The sequence below is a fragment of the Sporosarcina aquimarina genome, from assembly GCF_033253705.1.
Lineage (GTDB): Bacteria > Bacillota > Bacilli > Bacillales_A > Planococcaceae > Sporosarcina > Sporosarcina aquimarina.
The window spans coordinates 157452-173992 of the sequence record NZ_JAUBDH010000004.1; the positions used below are offsets into that span (position 1 = coordinate 157452).

Sequence of the window (16541 nt, forward strand, 5' to 3'; positions counted from 1 at the left end):
AGAGTGGAACCACGCAAAATGCGTCTCTGTCATTAGACAGGGGCGTTTTTTATTTTCTCAGGAAGGGGGCTCGCCGTGTTTTCTAAAATGAAAGAAGACATTCGCTGTATTTTTGAACAAGACCCCGCAGCCCGAAGTACGTTTGAAGTCGTATTAACTTATTCAGGGCTTCACGCCATTTGGGCGCATCGAATCGCCCATTCATTATTTAAACGGAATTTCCATTTTGCAGCTCGCGTAATATCTCAACTAAGCCGTTTTTTCACAGGAATTGAAATTCATCCGGGTGCCCAAATTGGGAGACGTTTATTCATTGACCACGGTATGGGGATTGTAATTGGTGAGACGTGTGAAATTGGTGATGATGTCACACTTTATCAAGGGGTTACATTAGGTGGAACGGGTAAAGAAAAAGGGAAGCGCCACCCCACTCTGCAGAATAACGTGCTCGTTGCAACGGGGGCGAAAGTACTTGGTAATATTATTGTTGGGGAAAATAGTAAAGTCGGCGCTGGTTCAGTCGTTTTAAAAGACGTCCCTTCAGATTCAACGGTTGTAGGAATTCCAGGAAAAGTCGTTATTTCAAATGGAGTCCGAGTGAAGGATAGACTGAACCACACAATGCCGGATCCAGTTTCTGATAGATGCGCACGTATGGAAGGGCGCATTACCCAATTAGAACAGCAACTGAACGAGTTACTCGTTCAGCAACAAAATAAGCATGAAAAGGATGAAAAATGATGACAATCCAGTTATATAATACGTTGACGCGTAAGAAAGAACCGTTCGTTCCGATTACTGAAGGAAAAGTGAAAATGTATGTATGCGGACCTACTGTTTACAACTACATTCATATCGGGAACGCACGTCCTGTCATCGTTTTTGACACAGTACGAAGATACTTGGAATATCGCGGATACGAAGTGAAGTTTGTTTCTAACTTTACAGATGTGGATGACAAAATCATAAAAGCAGCGAATGAATTGGGAGAAGAGGTACCTGAGCTGACAGAGCGCTTTATTCAAGCGTATTTTGAGGATGTTGGCGCACTTGGCTGTAAGAAAGCGGATTTGCATCCCCGTGTTACGGATCATATCCAAGATGTAATTGATTTCATTACCCTATTAATCGAAAAAGGATTTGCTTATGAATCTGAAGGGGATGTCTATTTCCGAACGCGAAAGTTTGATGGATATGGAAAGCTTTCACACCAATCGATTGATGAGCTGAAAATCGGTGCGCGTATTGAAGCAAGTGAACGTAAACAAGACGCCTTGGACTTCGTGTTATGGAAAGCTGCAAAAGAAGGAGAAATTTCGTGGAGCAGCCCTTGGGGAGAAGGACGTCCGGGCTGGCACATTGAGTGTTCTGTAATGGCGCGTCAACTGCTTGGTGATACAATTGACATTCACGCAGGAGGCCAAGACTTAACATTCCCTCACCACGAAAACGAAATTGCCCAGTCGGAAGCACTCACAGAAAAGCAATTTGCGCGTTATTGGATGCATAACGGTTATATTAATATTGATAATGAAAAAATGTCTAAGTCACTTGGGAACTTTGTATTAGTTCACGATATTATTCAGCAGATTGACCCACAAGTGTTGAGGTTCTTCATGCTTTCTGTTCACTATCGGTCACCGGTCAACTTCGCACAAGACCTTGTGGAAAGCGCTGCAAATGGATTGGACCGAATTCGCACAGCGTATCAAAATACCGAACATCGTCTAGCTGTATCTGCAAATAATGGAGATCAGCATGATATTTGGCTACACAAAATTCAAGAGCAGAAAACGGCTTTTGAAGAAGCGATGGATGATGATTTTAACACTGCAAACGGGATTGCTGCCATTTTTGAATTAGCGAGCCTGGCGAACGTCTACTTGATGGAAAAAAACACTGAAAAAGCAGTATTGGAATCCTTCTTGAAGACATTCAATCAGTTAATGGATGTACTTGGATTGCCGTTTAAGGAAAAGGAAGAATTACACGATGAAGCGATTGATCAGTTAATCGAAGAGCGTTTAGAAGCTCGCAAAAATCGTGACTTTGCACGTGCTGATGCAATCCGAGACGAATTGAAAGAGCAGGGGATTATTCTAGAAGACACTGCACAAGGCGTGCGGTGGAAGCGATCATGAGTGAGTATAGTTTACGCCCTAGTGATGTGCGTCAGCTAAAAGCTCTATCCCTTGCCTATATGGGAGACGCTGTCTATGAGCAGGCGGTGCGGGAGCACCTCCTGCGTTCTGGGCGGGTTAAGCCGAATATTCTCCACAAAGAAGCGACCCGATTTGTTTCTGCGAAAGCACAAGCTGCTATTTTGTACGCAATGATCGAAAAAAACTTTTTAACGGAAGAAGAACTGGCCGTAATGCGGCGAGGCAGAAACGCGAAATCAGGTTCTGTACCGAAAAACACAGATGTTCTTACGTATAATCACAGCTCTGCATTTGAAGCGGTCATCGGTTATTTATACTTGTTAGGCGAAAGTGAACGTACAGATGAATTCATTCGGAAGGCAATTGAATTTATCGAAGGAGGAGAAGAGAATGTCGGAAACTGAAGAAACTGAATTGATTGGCGGTAAAAATCCGGTCGTTGAAGCGTTGCGTTCAGGTCGGGAGCTCAATAAAATTTGGATTGCAGAAGGCTTGAACAAACAAAGCATTGGTGAGATTACGACGCTCGCTAAAAAAGCAGGCGTTATTGTACAAGCAGTTCCTAAAAAGAAACTAGACCAACTGTTGGATGTGAATCATCAGGGAATTATTGCTTCTGTTGCGGCGTATGAATATGCAGAACTTGATGATATTTTTGCCATCGCAGAACAACGTGGGGAAGATCCGTTCATATTGTTGTTAGATGAGCTTGAAGATCCGCACAATTTAGGGTCGATTTTGCGGACTGCGGATGCGGTTGGAGTCCACGGGATTATTATTCCCAAAAGGCGTTCTGTTGGTCTCACAGGTGTAGTTGCAAAAGCTTCAACGGGTGCAATCGAACATGTCCCTGTTGTACGTGTTGTGAATTTAGCGAAAACTGTGGATGAGTTGAAAAAGAAAGGCGTTTGGGTGGCGGGGACAGATGCAGCGGGGTCTGCTGACTATCGGACGATGGATGCAACATTACCTCTCGCCGTGATTATCGGCAGTGAAGGTAAAGGAATGTCGCGATTATTAAAAGAGAAATGCGATTTTCTTTACCATTTGCCTATGCGCGGCCATGTAACATCACTCAATGCTTCCGTTGCTGCTTCACTTCTCATGTACGAAGTTTTGCGCAAACGGTTGCCTAATTCCACTGCGCCATGAAAAAAGATATCCTGCTAGTTGATGGATATAATATTATCGGTGCATGGCCAGAATTACGTGAGTTGAAACGTCTTAAACTTGCGGAAGCGCGGGACCGCTTAATTGAACAGCTAGCAGAATACCAGGCATACAAAGGGTGGAAAGTCATACTTGTATTTGACGCATACTTAGTGCCGGGAATTGAAAACAAACAGCGTCGTGCTAACGTGGAAGTGGTGTTTACTAGAGAGAATGAGACGGCTGATGAACGGATAGAAAAGTTGGTTTCTGAATTACTGGGCAGAAGAGTGGAACTTCATGTGGCAACCTCGGACCTGACAGAACAATGGATGATTTTTGGACAAGGTGCACTGAGAATTTCTGCGCGTGAGCTGGAAATTGAAATGAAGGAAATAGAGAAGATTATTTCTGCAAAAGTTCGTAAGATTCAAGAGGAACGTCCTTTTTCTAAAATACAATTGTCGCAGGAAGTTGCGGAAGTTTTTGAGAAGTGGCGGAGAGGGAACAGGTGAGCGGTTGACTCGAAAAAAATTAATGAGTTATAATTGACGGACTAGTATGACAGACCGGAGTGATGGGGAATGGCGGAAAAGATAGCTTATGCACCTAGAACAATAGACTTCAGTACCTTTTCTGATGAACAGCTAATTGGAATCATTCAAGAAGGAAATACCGATGCATTGGACTTTCTCATTACAAAATATCAATCTTTCGTCCGGATGAAAGCACGTTCCTACTTCATGATGGGCGGAGACAAGGAAGATATTATCCAAGAAGGAATGATTGGATTATATAAGGCCATCCGCGACTTCCGGGAAGATCGGCTAAGCTCCTTTAAAGGATTTGCAGAGTTATGTATTAAAAGGCAAATCATCACTGCCATTAAAACCGCGACTCGTCAAAAGCATATTCCGCTTAACTCCTCTGTATCTTTAGACAAGCCCGTTTACGATGAGGAATCGGATCGTACTCTGTTAGATGTGTTGACAGGCTCAGCAAATGACGATCCCGAGGACTTAATGATTTACAAAGAAAATTTCACACAAATGGAAGTTGAAATGAATAAAGTTTTAAGCAGTCTTGAGAAGGAAGTGCTTGGTCTGTATCTCGATGGTCAATCGTATCAAGAGATTTCTGAAGTGCTAAATAGGCAAGTGAAATCAGTTGATAATGCGTTGCAGCGCATTAAAAGGAAATTGGAACGTTATATGCAAGTTGACGTTGTAACTTAAAGCATTCCAATTTTCTGACTATCCTTGCATTGACATAGGCATGTAGAAAGTGGTACTCTTTATCAAGACTATGGAAAGACTAGGTGTTAACTAGATATGTCAAAAAAAATTGTAGTAAGCTGTGAGAAATGCGGCTCCAGGAACTATTCACTTCCAGCTAGCAGTAACAAAACAACAGAGCGGCTGGTTCTGAAAAAACACTGCAGTCATTGCAATGAACATACATTACACAGACAAACAGCGTGAGGGTCTGGCTAGACTTTAGGCCGTCATATCTACTATTCGGAGGTTTGCAAAAGAATGGGTAAGATAACAAGTTTCTTTAAAAATGTTGTCACGGAAATGCGGAAAGTCAGCTGGCCAAAACGCAAAGAACTGACGCGTTACACAATCGTAGTTATTAGTACTGTAGTTTTCATGGCCGTCTATTTCGGACTCGTGGATCTAGGCTTATCACGGGTAATGGAATGGTATGTTGCGTTATAATAGAGCACAATGAATAGCAATTTGAAAATATCCCGTCTATTTGAAAGAACGGGTTTTTTCATTTGAACAAAAAAGGAGGGACGGACGCACAGTCCTCATCGTTATGGAAATGGAAAAAAATTGGTACGTCGTCCACACGTACTCTGGGTACGAAAATAAAGTGAAAGCCAATCTTGAGAAACGTGTTGAAACGATGGGAATGGCGGATAAGATCTTCCGTGTCATCGTTCCGGAAGAAGAAGAAACGGATTTCAAAGAAGGTAAAAAGCGCACTGTGATGCGTAAAACATTCCCTGGATATGTCCTTGTCGAAATTATAATGACAGATGATTCTTGGTATGTTGTGCGTAATACTCCGGGTGTGACAGGGTTCATCGGTTCTTCAGGCGGCGGAGCGAAACCGACACCTCTATTACCGGAAGAAGTTACATTCATCCTGAAACAAATGGGCATGAAAGATCGTAAATTGGATGTCGACTTCGACATCGGCGAAATGGTAGAAGTGCTAGAAGGACCATTTGCTGGCTTCCAAGGTAAGGTCGAAGAAATTGAGCTCGACAAAGGCAAGGTCAAGGTTTCGGTGGACATGTTTGGACGCGAAACAAATATGGAGCTGGACTTTGAACAAGTAGAACGAACTAGCTGAAAAAATAATTCGTTCCTACTTGCAAACTGAGCTAAATAGTGATATTATTTCAAAGGTCAGACATAGAAATGTCTGAACGTATTAACAAAATTCTACCGGCATTGCCGGCAGGCACATATGAGTGGGAGGGGCAACCCAAATACCACATCACGGACTTAAGGAGGTGTGTCTCGTGGCTAAAAAAGTAATCAAGCTTGTGAAATTGCAAATTCCAGCAGGAAAAGCAAATCCAGCACCGCCAGTCGGACCGGCGCTCGGTCAGGCAGGTGTCAACATCATGGGATTCTGTAAAGAATTCAATGCGCGTACATCTGACCAAGCAGGACTTATTATTCCTGTTGAAATCACTGTATTCGAGGATCGTTCATTTACATTCATCACTAAAACTCCACCAGCAGCAGTATTGTTGAAGGTTGCAGCTAAAATCCAAAAAGGATCAGGCGAACCAAACAAAAACAAAGTTGCTGTTGTGAAGCGTGACGAAGTTAAAGCAATTGCTGAACAGAAAATGCAAGATTTGAATGCTGCATCTGTTGAAGCAGCGATGGCAATGGTTGAAGGTACTGCTCGCAGTATGGGAATCACGATCGAAGACTGATCTGATTATCAATTCATTGTATGGTTATCTGGGGGTTGCGGTTGTTCACTAGAACACGGCAACCCTTAATCGTGGGAGGTTCATTCCGTTAAAACCACAATCGAGGAGGAAATATCTGATGGCTAAAAGAGGTAAAAAGTTCGTAGAAGCTGCAAAGCTTATCGACCGCACAGCGGCATACGACTTCAAAGAAGCGATCGAACTCGCTAAAAAATCAAGCACAACAAACTTTGATGCAACAGTAGAAGTTGCTTTCCGTCTAGGAATCGATACACGTAAAAATGATCAGCAAATTCGTGGCGCAGTTGTACTGCCAAACGGAACTGGTAAAACACAACGTGTACTCGTTTTCGCTAAAGGTGAAAAGCTTAAAGAAGCTGAAGCAGCAGGCGCTGACTTTGTTGGCGACGCAGAGTATATTACTAAAATCCAACAAGGATGGTTTGACTTCGATGTAATCGTTGCGACTCCTGACATGATGGGTGAAGTCGGTAAAATCGGACGTGTATTAGGACCAAAAGGTCTTATGCCGAACCCGAAAACTGGTACAGTAACATTCGATGTTACTAAAGCAGTTCAAGAAATCAAAGCAGGTAAGGTAGAGTACCGTGCGGACAAAGCTGGAATCATCCACGCTCCAATTGGTAAAGTTTCTTTCGATAACGAAAAACTTGCAGAAAACCTTGCTACTGTATTTGAAGTTATTCAGAAGGCGAAACCAGCTGCATCAAAAGGTACTTACATGAAGTCTGTTAACCTAACAACTACAATGGGACCTGCAGTGAAAATCAACCCTTCTTCAGTAACAGTAAAATAATTAGTTGACATACGCCCTGCCTTTTGGTAGGATAACGTTTGTTGTAATATACGATTTGTACCGCAGACAGTAGGGGTGGGCGACCACTTAATTATCCTGCCGAGGGACAAGACGCTCTTTTTGAAAAAAGATGACGACTTTCCAGCCCTCCGTCTGTTCTGCAGATCGGAGGGCTTTTTATGCATATGGTATAAATGCCCCTAAACTAAACAGGAGGTGTCAAGATGAGCAAAGTATTAGAAGCGAAAAAAGCAGTCGTAACAGAAATCGCGGACAAGATGAAAGCATCTGCTTCGATGGTGGTTGTTGACTATCGTGGTCTTAACGTTGCACAAGCAACTGACCTACGTAAACAACTTCGTGAAGCTGGCGTTGAATTCAAAGTCTACAAAAACTCGATGGCTCGCCGTGCGGCTGAAGCATCAGGTCTTGAAGGGCTTAATGAACATCTTACAGGACCAAACGCAATCGCGTTTTCAACTGATGATGTCATCGCACCTGCAAAGATCATCAACAACTTCGCTAAAGATAACGAAGCTTTAGAAATTAAAGCTGGTGTCTTCGAAGGTACACTTGCTTCTGTTGAAGAAGTAAAGGCAATGGCGACTCTTCCTTCACGCGAAGGACTTCTCTCTATGCTACTCAGCGTGCTTCAAGCACCAATGCGCAACTTCGCATTGGCTACAAAAGCCGTTGCAGACCAAAAAGAAGAACAAGGCGCGTAATATCGCATCTTGAAAAAACCGCGAGGTAACTCGTAAAAACATACCCATTAGGAGGAACTATAATGACTAACGAACAAATCTTAGGCGCTATCAAAGAAATGACAGTTCTTGAACTTAACGACCTAGTAAAAGCAATCGAAGAAGAATTTGGCGTAACTGCTGCAGCTCCTGTAGCTGCTGCTGGTGCTGGTGCTGGAGAAGCAGCTGCTGAGCAGACTGAATTCGACGTAATCCTTAACGGCGCTGGAGATCAAAAAATCAAAGTCATCAAAGTCGTTCGCGAAATCACTGGCCTAGGCTTGAAAGAAGCGAAAGAAGTTGTTGATAACGCACCAAAAGCTATCAAAGAAGGCGTAGATCAAGCAGAAGCTGAAGAAATCAAAGGCAAACTTGAAGAAGTTGGCGCATCTGTAGAAGTTAAGTAATTACTAATTAACGGAGAAAAGCTCGTCTTTGCCGACGGGTTTTTCTTCGTTTTTTTTATACCCTGATTTAATAAGTGAACTAATGGAGGTCTTGATATGACTGAGCATTACTATTCGAAGAATCCTCATGTAAAAAGTGAACCTAGACAATGGCAAACGACATTAAGAGGGAAAAACTTCAACTTTACAACGGATGCAGGTGTATTCAGTAAGGGAGAAGTCGATTTCGGATCAAGGCTTTTAATCGACACATTTCAAGTGCCGTCAATTGAGGGGGATATTCTTGATGTGGGTTGCGGGTATGGTCCGGTAGGTCTCTCTTTGGCCGCGTTATGCGTGGATCGCACTATTCAAATGATAGATATCAATGAGCGTGCTATATCGCTGTCCCGAAATAATGCCGAAAGAAATGGAATTGAAAACGTGATTGTCTATTCGAGTGATGCGTTGAGTGATGTGAAGGCTGGTAATTTCGCATCGATTTTAACGAATCCCCCCATTCGAGCAGGAAAAGAAACGGTCTTTAAAATATACAATCAATCATACGAGAAACTAGCTGCAGAAGGTGAGCTTTGGGTAGTAATACAGAAGAAGCAAGGAGCTCCTTCGACGATTGAGAAGTTAGAGGAATTGTTTGGTAATGCAGAGATTGTGGAGAAAAACAAGGGGTATTATATCATAAAGTCAAAAAAACATTGACGTCGCATGGTCATTATGATAGCATTATAAAATGCAACAATAAATATACTGCATTCGTATGCCTATTTATACATTTGCATAAGTAATGGTAATGATAGGTATACTGACGTTGGATAAAAGATTGGTAAATCGAAAATGAGCTCTAGCCGGAACTCGTTTTCTTTTTGTTTTTTCGATATCATACACTATTTTTTTGATTTCGGAAAGACTTATTATGAGACGTTTGGTCAAATTTGACGTAAATTTCGGACCGGCCCGGGATTGTCATAGGAGCCAAACTAGCTCTATTAATGTCTTATGAGGGGTGAAAGAGTTGACAGGTCACTTAGTTCAGTATGGTCAACACCGTCAGCGCAGAAGTTTCGCGAGAATTAGCGAAGTACTAGATCTGCCGAATTTGATTGAGATCCAGACGGCATCTTATGAATGGTTTTTGGAAGAGGGATTGCGTGAAATGTTCCACGACATCTCGCCGATTCAAGACTTTACCGGAAATCTTTCATTGGAATTCGTCGATTATCAACTTGGCGAGCCTAAATATCCTGTGGATGAATCAAAAGAACGTGACGTAACATTTGCTGCGCCACTTCGAGTGAAAGTCCGTTTACACAATAAAGAAACAGAAGATGTCAAAGAGCAAGATGTCTTTATGGGAGACTTCCCTCTGATGACAGAGAACGGTACTTTTGTCATCAACGGGGCTGAACGAGTTATCGTTTCTCAGCTAGTTCGTTCACCTAGTGTCTACTTCAACGACAAGACGGACAAGAATGGTAAGCGCGGATTTGGAGCAACAGTGATTCCGAACCGTGGTGCGTGGCTCGAATACGAAACGGATGCAAAAGATGTTGTACACGTTCGAATCGATCGCACACGTAAATTACCGATTACAGTTCTCTTACGCGCACTTGGTTTTTCAAGTGACCAAGAGATTATCGACTTAATCGGTGATAATGAGTACCTTCGAAACTCTCTTGAAAAAGATAACACAGAGAACTCGGAAAAAGCGCTGCTAGAAATTTATGAGCGTCTTCGTCCGGGTGAACCACCGACGTTAGAAAGTGCTAAAAACTTGCTGTTCTCGCGTTTCTTTGATGCGAAACGGTATGACTTGGCAAATGTCGGTCGATATAAAATGAACAAAAAGTTGCACCTTCAGAATCGTCTGTTCAACCAAACGATTGCAGAAACAATTGCAGATCCTGAAACAGGGGAAATTCTGATTGAAAAAGGACAGTTAATCGATCGTCGTATGCTCGATAAATTACTTCCTTACTTCGAAAAAGGTGTGGGAGTAGAAGATTTACAGCAGATGGGCGGAGTGTTGGAAGACGACATTCGAATCCAATCTGTAAAAATCTATGCGCCAAAAGGTGAAGAAGGACAAATCATTAATGTTATTTCAAATGGCGTTATTGATGATTCCATCAAACACGTAACACCATCAGATATCATTGCTTCAATCAGCTTTTTCTTCAACTTGCTGCATGGTGTCGGAAGCACAGATGATATTGACCACCTGGGTAACAGACGCCTTCGTTCGGTCGGTGAGCTTCTGCAAAACCAATTCCGTATCGGATTATCCCGTATGGAACGAGTTGTTAAAGAGCGGATGTCTATTAACGACACACAATCGATTGTGCCGCAACAACTGATTAACATTAGACCTGTAATTGCATCTATTAAAGAGTTCTTTGGTAGTTCACAATTGTCTCAGTTCATGGACCAAACAAATCCACTTGCTGAGTTAACACACAAGCGCAGACTGTCTGCCCTTGGACCTGGTGGTTTAACGCGTGAGCGTGCTGGAATGGAAGTACGTGACGTTCACTACTCTCACTATGGCCGTATGTGTCCGATTGAAACTCCGGAGGGACCGAACATTGGTCTCATTAACTCACTTTCTACGTTTGCCAAGGTAAACCGATTCGGATTCATCGAAACCCCTTACCGTAAAGTAGATCCTGATACGGGCAAAGTAACTGCACGTATCGACTATTTAACAGCAGATTTAGAGGACAACTACATTGTCGCACAAGCGAACGCTCCGTTAAATGACGATGGAACGTTTGTGAATGAAGAAGTAGTTGGACGTTTCCAAGGTGACAACACCGTATTTAAACGTGAACAGATTGACTACATGGACGTTTCGCCGAAACAAGTTGTTTCAGCAGCAACGGCATGTATTCCATTCTTGGAAAATGATGACTCAAACCGTGCCCTAATGGGAGCAAACATGCAGCGTCAAGCAGTTCCGCTTCTTAACCCGAAAGCACCTTTCGTAGGAACGGGAATGGAACACGTTTCAGCACGTGATTCAGGAGCCGCTGTCGTATCCAAATTTGAAGGAATTGTTGAGCACGTCGAAGCGAAAGAAATCCGCGTTCGCCGTATTAACATGGTTGAAGGAAAAGAGGTTAAGGGTGACCTTGACATCTACCGTCTTTCAAACTTTATTCGTTCGAACCAAGGGACATGTTACAACCAGCGACCAATCGTACGTGTTGGGGATCGTGTAACTGAAAAAGAAATTCTTGCAGACGGACCATCTATGGAAAAAGGGGAAATGGCTCTTGGCCAAAACATCCTGATCGCTTTCATGACTTGGGACGGCTACAACTACGAGGATGCCATCATCATGAGTGAGCGTCTTGTAAAAGACGACGTATTTACATCAGTTCATATTGAAGAGTATGAATCGGATGCTCGTGATACTAAACTCGGACCAGAAGAAATCACTCGTGATATACCAAACATCGGTGAAGATGCGCTTCGCAACTTGGATGATCGAGGTATTATCCGCATTGGTGCCGAAGTCCATGATGGAGATATTCTTGTTGGTAAAGTTACACCTAAAGGCGTGACTGAACTAACAGCTGAAGAACGTCTTTTACATGCAATCTTCGGTGAGAAGGCGCGTGAAGTTCGTGATACATCACTCCGTGTTCCTCACGGTGCGGGTGGTATCGTACTAGATGTTAAAGTGTTTAACCGTGAAGACGGAGACGAGCTGGCTCCAGGTGTAAACCAACTAGTTCGTGTTTATATCGTTCAGAAGCGTAAAATCTCTGTTGGAGATAAGATGGCTGGACGTCACGGGAACAAGGGTGTTATTTCTCGTATTCTCCCTGAATCTGATATGCCGTTCATGCCAGACGGAACACCTGTAGATGTCATGTTGAATCCTCTTGGTGTACCATCACGTATGAATATCGGACAGGTACTTGAAATGCACCTTGGAATGGCTAGTCGTACACTAGGCGTCCATATGGCTTCACCAGTATTTGATGGTGCAAATGAAGAAGACGTATGGGATACGATGGAAGAAGCGGGAATGGATCGTGACGGAAAGACTGTTCTATATGACGGTCGTTCTGGTGAAACATTCGATAACCGTGTTTCTGTCGGAATCATGTACATGATCAAACTTGCGCACATGGTCGATGACAAACTGCACGCCCGCTCAACAGGACCTTATTCACTTGTTACTCAGCAGCCGCTTGGTGGTAAAGCTCAGTTCGGTGGACAGCGTTTTGGTGAGATGGAAGTTTGGGCACTTGAAGCTTATGGTGCCGCATATACACTTCAAGAAATCTTGACAGTGAAATCGGATGACGTTGTGGGTCGAGTGAAGACGTATGAAGCGATTGTTAAAGGCGACAGCGTCCCTCAACCAGGAGTTCCGGAATCATTTAAAGTTCTAATTAAGGAACTGCAAAGTCTTGGTTTGGATGTAAAAATGCTTTCTGAGGACTTTGAAGAAATTGAGTTACGTGATTTGGAAGAAGACGATGATATGCAGCCAACGGATGCGTTAAACCTTATGAAGGAAGACCAGCCAGTCTGATTCATAAGTGCAAAATAAGATATAGGGGGCACTGTCCCCCTTTTTTGAGTGTTACAACAGGGCCGAACAAGGCAGCGACTAGACTAAAGGGAGGTAGGCTCCTTGGTAGATGTTAATAATTTTGAGTATATGAAAATAGGGTTGGCTTCACCAGATAAGATACGTTCATGGTCTTATGGAGAAGTTAAAAAACCAGAAACAATCAATTACCGTACATTGAAGCCTGAAAAAGATGGGTTATTCTGCGAGCGTATTTTTGGACCTACAAAAGACTGGGAATGTCATTGTGGGAAATACAAGCGTGTTCGTTACAAAGGTGTAGTCTGTGATCGTTGTGGCGTAGAAGTTACACGACAAAAAGTTCGTCGTGAACGTATGGGGCACATTGAACTTGCAGCACCTGTTACTCACATTTGGTATTTCAAAGGGATTCCTAGCCGAATGGGACTTATTTTGGACATGACACCACGCGCATTAGAAGAAGTTATTTACTTTGCTTCTTATGTGGTTGTAGATCCAGCAGATACACCACTTGAACGGAAACAGCTGCTCTCTGAAAAAGAGTATCGTCTGTATCGTGAAAAGTATGGTACGAAGTTTACGGCGTTGATGGGTGCTGAAGCAATTGAGCAGCTTTTAGCGGCTATTGATTTAGATAAAGAAACAGAAAGTCTTAAAGAAGAACTCAAAACTGTACAAGGACAACGTCGCACACGTGCGATTCGTCGTTTGGAAGTTGTAGAGTCATTCCGTAACTCAGGAAATCATCCTGAGTGGATGGTGCTTGAAGTACTTCCTGTGATTCCACCTGAATTGCGTCCGATGGTTCAGTTAGACGGCGGTCGCTTTGCGACGTCTGATCTAAACGATCTCTATCGTCGCGTTATTAACCGGAATAACCGTCTGAAACGCCTATTGGATCTTGGCGCACCTGGAATCATTGTTCAGAATGAGAAACGTATGCTTCAAGAAGCTGTCGATGCTCTAGTGGACAATGGTCGTCGCGGACGTCCGGTAACAGGACCAGGTAATCGTCCATTGAAATCTCTTTCGCATATGTTGAAAGGTAAACAAGGACGATTCCGTCAAAACCTTTTAGGTAAGCGTGTTGACTATTCTGGCCGTTCAGTAATCGTAGTAGGACCCAACTTGAAAATGTATCAGTGTGGTCTTCCGAAAGAAATGGCAATTGAATTATTCAAGCCGTTCGTAATGAAGGAACTTGTTGAACGCGGTCTTGCACACAATATCAAGAGTGCAAAACGAAAAATTGAGCGTCTGCATTCTGAAGTTTGGGACGTGCTGGAAGAAGTTATTAGGGAACACCCAGTTCTTCTAAACCGCGCACCAACACTTCACCGTCTTGGTATCCAAGCGTTTGAACCGATGCTGGTAGAAGGTCGCGCGATTCAGTTGCACCCACTTGTATGTACAGCTTATAACGCTGACTTCGATGGTGACCAAATGGCTGTGCACGTACCTCTTTCTGCTGAAGCACAAGCGGAAGCTCGTCTTCTAATGCTAGCAGCGCAAAACATCTTGAACCCTAAGGATGGTAAGCCGGTTGTAACACCTTCACAGGATATGGTACTTGGTAACTATTACTTAACTCTTGAGCGCAGTGGAGTTGTTGGGGAAGGTAAAACATTCAGTAATGTGAATGAAGCGTTGATCGCTTATCAAAATGGGCATGTGCACTTGCACTCTCGTATTGCGATCCTAGCAAGTTCCCTTAAAAACCCGACGTTTACTGAAGAGCAGAATAGCCAGATGTTGATTACTACGGTCGGTAAAGTAATCTTTAACGAGATTCTTCCTGAATCGTTCCCGTATATCAACGAGCCGACTATGAATAACCTGCAAGTTGAAACACCTGCTAAATATTTTGTGCCAGGTACGACTAACATTCGTGAGCACATTCAGAATGCGGAAATCATTTCACCATTCAAAAAGGCTATTCTAGGAAATATCATCGCTGAGATCTTCCGTAGATTCCACATCACGGAAACTTCGAAGATGCTTGACCGCATGAAAAACTTAGGATTTAAATATTCAACTCGTGCCGGGATTACTGTTGGTATCTCTGATATTGTCGTTCTTCCTGATAAGCACGAAATTTTGCAAGATGCACAAGAGAAAGTAGACAAAGTTACCCAGCAATTCCGTCGTGGTTTGGTAACAGAAGAAGAGCGTTATGATCGCGTTATTTCTTACTGGAGCCATGCGAAAGACGTCATTCAGGATAAGCTGATGGGCTCTCTTGAAAACACGAACCCAATCTTCATGATGAGTGATTCGGGTGCCCGTGGTAACGCATCTAACTTTACGCAACTTGCGGGAATGCGTGGATTGATGGCCAATCCGGCAGGTCGAATTATTGAATTGCCGATCAAGTCATCGTTCCGTGAAGGACTAACAGTACTCGAGTACTTCATCTCCACACACGGTGCACGTAAAGGTCTTGCCGATACAGCCCTTAAGACAGCCGACTCTGGTTACTTGACACGCCGTCTCGTAGACGTTGCACAAGATGTAATCGTCCGTGAAGATGACTGTGGAACAGACCGCGGTCTTGAAATTAGTTCCCTTACTGAAGGTGCGGAACTAATTGAAGGTCTAGATGAGCGTATTGAAGGCCGTCATTCGAAGAAAAAAGTTCTTCATCCTGAAACTGGCGCAGTATTAGTGGAGAAAGATGAGCTAATCACAGCGGATATCGCAAAGACTATTATCGATGCTGGCATTACATCTATGTCGATTCGTTCTGCATTTACATGTAATACAAAGCACGGTGTTTGTAAGAAATGTTACGGCATTAACTTGGCGACTGGTGAAACTGTCGAAGTGGGTGAAGCAGTGGGAATCATTGCGGCTCAATCGATTGGTGAACCAGGAACTCAGCTTACAATGCGTACATTCCACACAGGCGGTGTAGCCGGAGATGATATCACTTCAGGTCTTCCGCGTATTCAAGAAATCTTTGAGTCACGGAATCCTAAAGGTCAGGCTGTTATCTCAGAAATTTCAGGTGTGATTACTGAAATCGATGAAATCCGTGAAGGACAAAAAGAAATTACTATTAAAGGTGACGTGGAAACACGTAAATACCTTGCACCATATAACGGTCGCTTGAAAGTAGATGTCGGCGCAACGATTGAACGCGGCCAGGCACTAACTGAAGGTTCAATTGATCCGAAAGAATTGATTGTAGTTAAAGACGTTTCAACAGTTCAGGAATACCTATTGAAGGAAGTTCAAAAAGTATACCGTATGCAGGGTGTTGAAATCGGAGATAAACACGTCGAAGTAATGGTTCGTCAAATGATGCGTAAAGTCCGCGTTATTGAAGCAGGAGATACAGACTTGCTACCGGGCTCACTACTCGACATCCATCAGTTTGCGGACGCTAACGCAGCCGTGTTCAAGTCTGGTAAGTTACCAGCAACAGCTCGCCCTGTAATTCTAGGTATTACAAAAGCATCACTTGAAACAGAATCATTCTTATCTGCTGCTTCATTCCAAGAGACAACACGTGTATTGACGGATGCTGCTATTAAAGGGAAAACAGATGAACTTCTCGGCTTGAAAGAGAATGTTATTATCGGTAAACTCGTTCCAGCAGGAACTGGTATGCAACGTTATCGCGGGATTGAAATGGATCATGAAGAAGAATTAGTAGAAAACGCTGCTTCTGCAGAGTAAGTAAATAGAGAGTACGGAAGGAGAAACCTTCTTCCGGCTCTTCATTTTTA

Annotated in this window: 16 protein-coding genes and 2 other annotated features (1 of these 18 only partly in view); all 16 genes read left to right on the forward strand. The window is 43.2% G+C overall.

Annotated features, from left to right (window positions below; all coding sequences use genetic code 11):
* Positions 1-31, forward strand: a binding site (T-box leader) (it extends 189 nt beyond the left edge of the window).
* 44 nt (positions 32-75) lie between these two features.
* The 16 genes from cysE (at position 76) to rpoC (ending at position 16491) form a co-directional block, all read left to right on the forward strand.
* Positions 76-741 (forward strand): serine O-acetyltransferase, encoded by a 666-nt coding sequence (gene cysE, locus QT716_RS07905; RefSeq protein ID WP_317935520.1) that lies wholly within the window; start codon positions 76-78, stop codon positions 739-741.
* On the forward strand, positions 741-2141 hold the full coding sequence (cysS, locus tag QT716_RS07910; protein ID WP_317935521.1) for a cysteine--tRNA ligase: 1401 nt from the start codon (positions 741-743) through the stop codon (positions 2139-2141). The genes cysE and cysS overlap by 1 nt, the downstream gene beginning before the upstream one ends.
* Entirely contained in the window at positions 2138-2566 is a 429-nt protein-coding gene (locus QT716_RS07915) for a Mini-ribonuclease 3 (RefSeq protein ID WP_317935522.1), read from the forward strand. The genes cysS and QT716_RS07915 overlap by 4 nt, the downstream gene beginning before the upstream one ends.
* A complete protein-coding gene (gene rlmB / locus QT716_RS07920) occupies positions 2553-3314 on the forward strand; it encodes a 23S rRNA (guanosine(2251)-2'-O)-methyltransferase RlmB (RefSeq protein WP_317935523.1) in 762 nt (253 codons plus the stop codon). Before QT716_RS07915 ends, rlmB begins: the two co-directional genes overlap by 14 nt.
* Positions 3311-3826: an NYN domain-containing protein gene (locus tag QT716_RS07925; RefSeq protein WP_317935524.1), complete on the forward strand. Its 516-nt coding sequence runs from the start codon at positions 3311-3313 to the stop codon at positions 3824-3826. Before rlmB ends, QT716_RS07925 begins: the two co-directional genes overlap by 4 nt.
* A 69-nt stretch (positions 3827-3895) precedes the next feature.
* The gene (sigH, locus tag QT716_RS07930) at positions 3896-4546 is read left to right on the forward strand and encodes an RNA polymerase sporulation sigma factor SigH (RefSeq protein ID WP_317935525.1); all 651 of its coding nucleotides are present in this window, start codon (positions 3896-3898) and stop codon (positions 4544-4546) included.
* A gap of 96 nt (positions 4547-4642) precedes the next feature.
* Positions 4643-4792, forward strand: coding sequence for a 50S ribosomal protein L33 (rpmG, locus tag QT716_RS07935; protein WP_081759986.1), 150 nt, complete (start codon positions 4643-4645; stop codon positions 4790-4792).
* A gap of 54 nt (positions 4793-4846) precedes the next feature.
* Positions 4847-5032, forward strand: a complete 186-nt coding sequence (secE, locus tag QT716_RS07940; protein WP_317935526.1) for a preprotein translocase subunit SecE — start codon at positions 4847-4849, stop codon at positions 5030-5032.
* A 109-nt stretch (positions 5033-5141) separates the two neighbouring features.
* Positions 5142-5678, forward strand: a complete 537-nt coding sequence (gene nusG, locus QT716_RS07945; RefSeq protein WP_317935527.1) for a transcription termination/antitermination protein NusG — start codon at positions 5142-5144, stop codon at positions 5676-5678.
* A 172-nt stretch (positions 5679-5850) separates the two neighbouring features.
* Positions 5851-6276, forward strand: coding sequence for a 50S ribosomal protein L11 (gene rplK, locus QT716_RS07950; RefSeq protein ID WP_317935528.1), 426 nt, complete (start codon positions 5851-5853; stop codon positions 6274-6276).
* Positions 6277-6394: 118 nt separating this feature from the next.
* Positions 6395-7093 (forward strand): 50S ribosomal protein L1, encoded by a 699-nt coding sequence (gene rplA / locus QT716_RS07955; RefSeq protein ID WP_317935529.1) that lies wholly within the window; start codon positions 6395-6397, stop codon positions 7091-7093.
* A 42-nt stretch (positions 7094-7135) separates the two neighbouring features.
* Positions 7136-7282: a sequence feature (ribosomal protein L10 leader region), on the forward strand.
* A gap of 35 nt (positions 7283-7317) precedes the next feature.
* Entirely contained in the window at positions 7318-7818 is a 501-nt protein-coding gene (gene rplJ / locus QT716_RS07960) for a 50S ribosomal protein L10 (RefSeq protein ID WP_317935530.1), read from the forward strand.
* 62 nt (positions 7819-7880) lie between these two features.
* A complete protein-coding gene (gene rplL / locus QT716_RS07965; RefSeq protein ID WP_317935531.1) occupies positions 7881-8243 on the forward strand; it encodes a 50S ribosomal protein L7/L12 in 363 nt (120 codons plus the stop codon).
* 96 nt (positions 8244-8339) lie between these two features.
* The gene (locus QT716_RS07970; RefSeq protein WP_317935532.1) at positions 8340-8942 is read left to right on the forward strand and encodes a class I SAM-dependent methyltransferase; all 603 of its coding nucleotides are present in this window, start codon (positions 8340-8342) and stop codon (positions 8940-8942) included.
* 304 nt (positions 8943-9246) lie between these two features.
* The gene (gene rpoB / locus QT716_RS07975; protein WP_317935533.1) at positions 9247-12789 is read left to right on the forward strand and encodes a DNA-directed RNA polymerase subunit beta; all 3543 of its coding nucleotides are present in this window, start codon (positions 9247-9249) and stop codon (positions 12787-12789) included.
* Positions 12790-12891: 102 nt separating this feature from the next.
* Positions 12892-16491 carry a DNA-directed RNA polymerase subunit beta' gene (gene rpoC, locus QT716_RS07980; RefSeq protein ID WP_317935534.1) on the forward strand — a complete coding sequence of 1200 codons (3600 nt, stop codon included), beginning with the start codon at positions 12892-12894 and terminating at the stop codon, positions 16489-16491.
* The last annotated feature ends 50 nt before the right edge of the window (positions 16492-16541 follow it).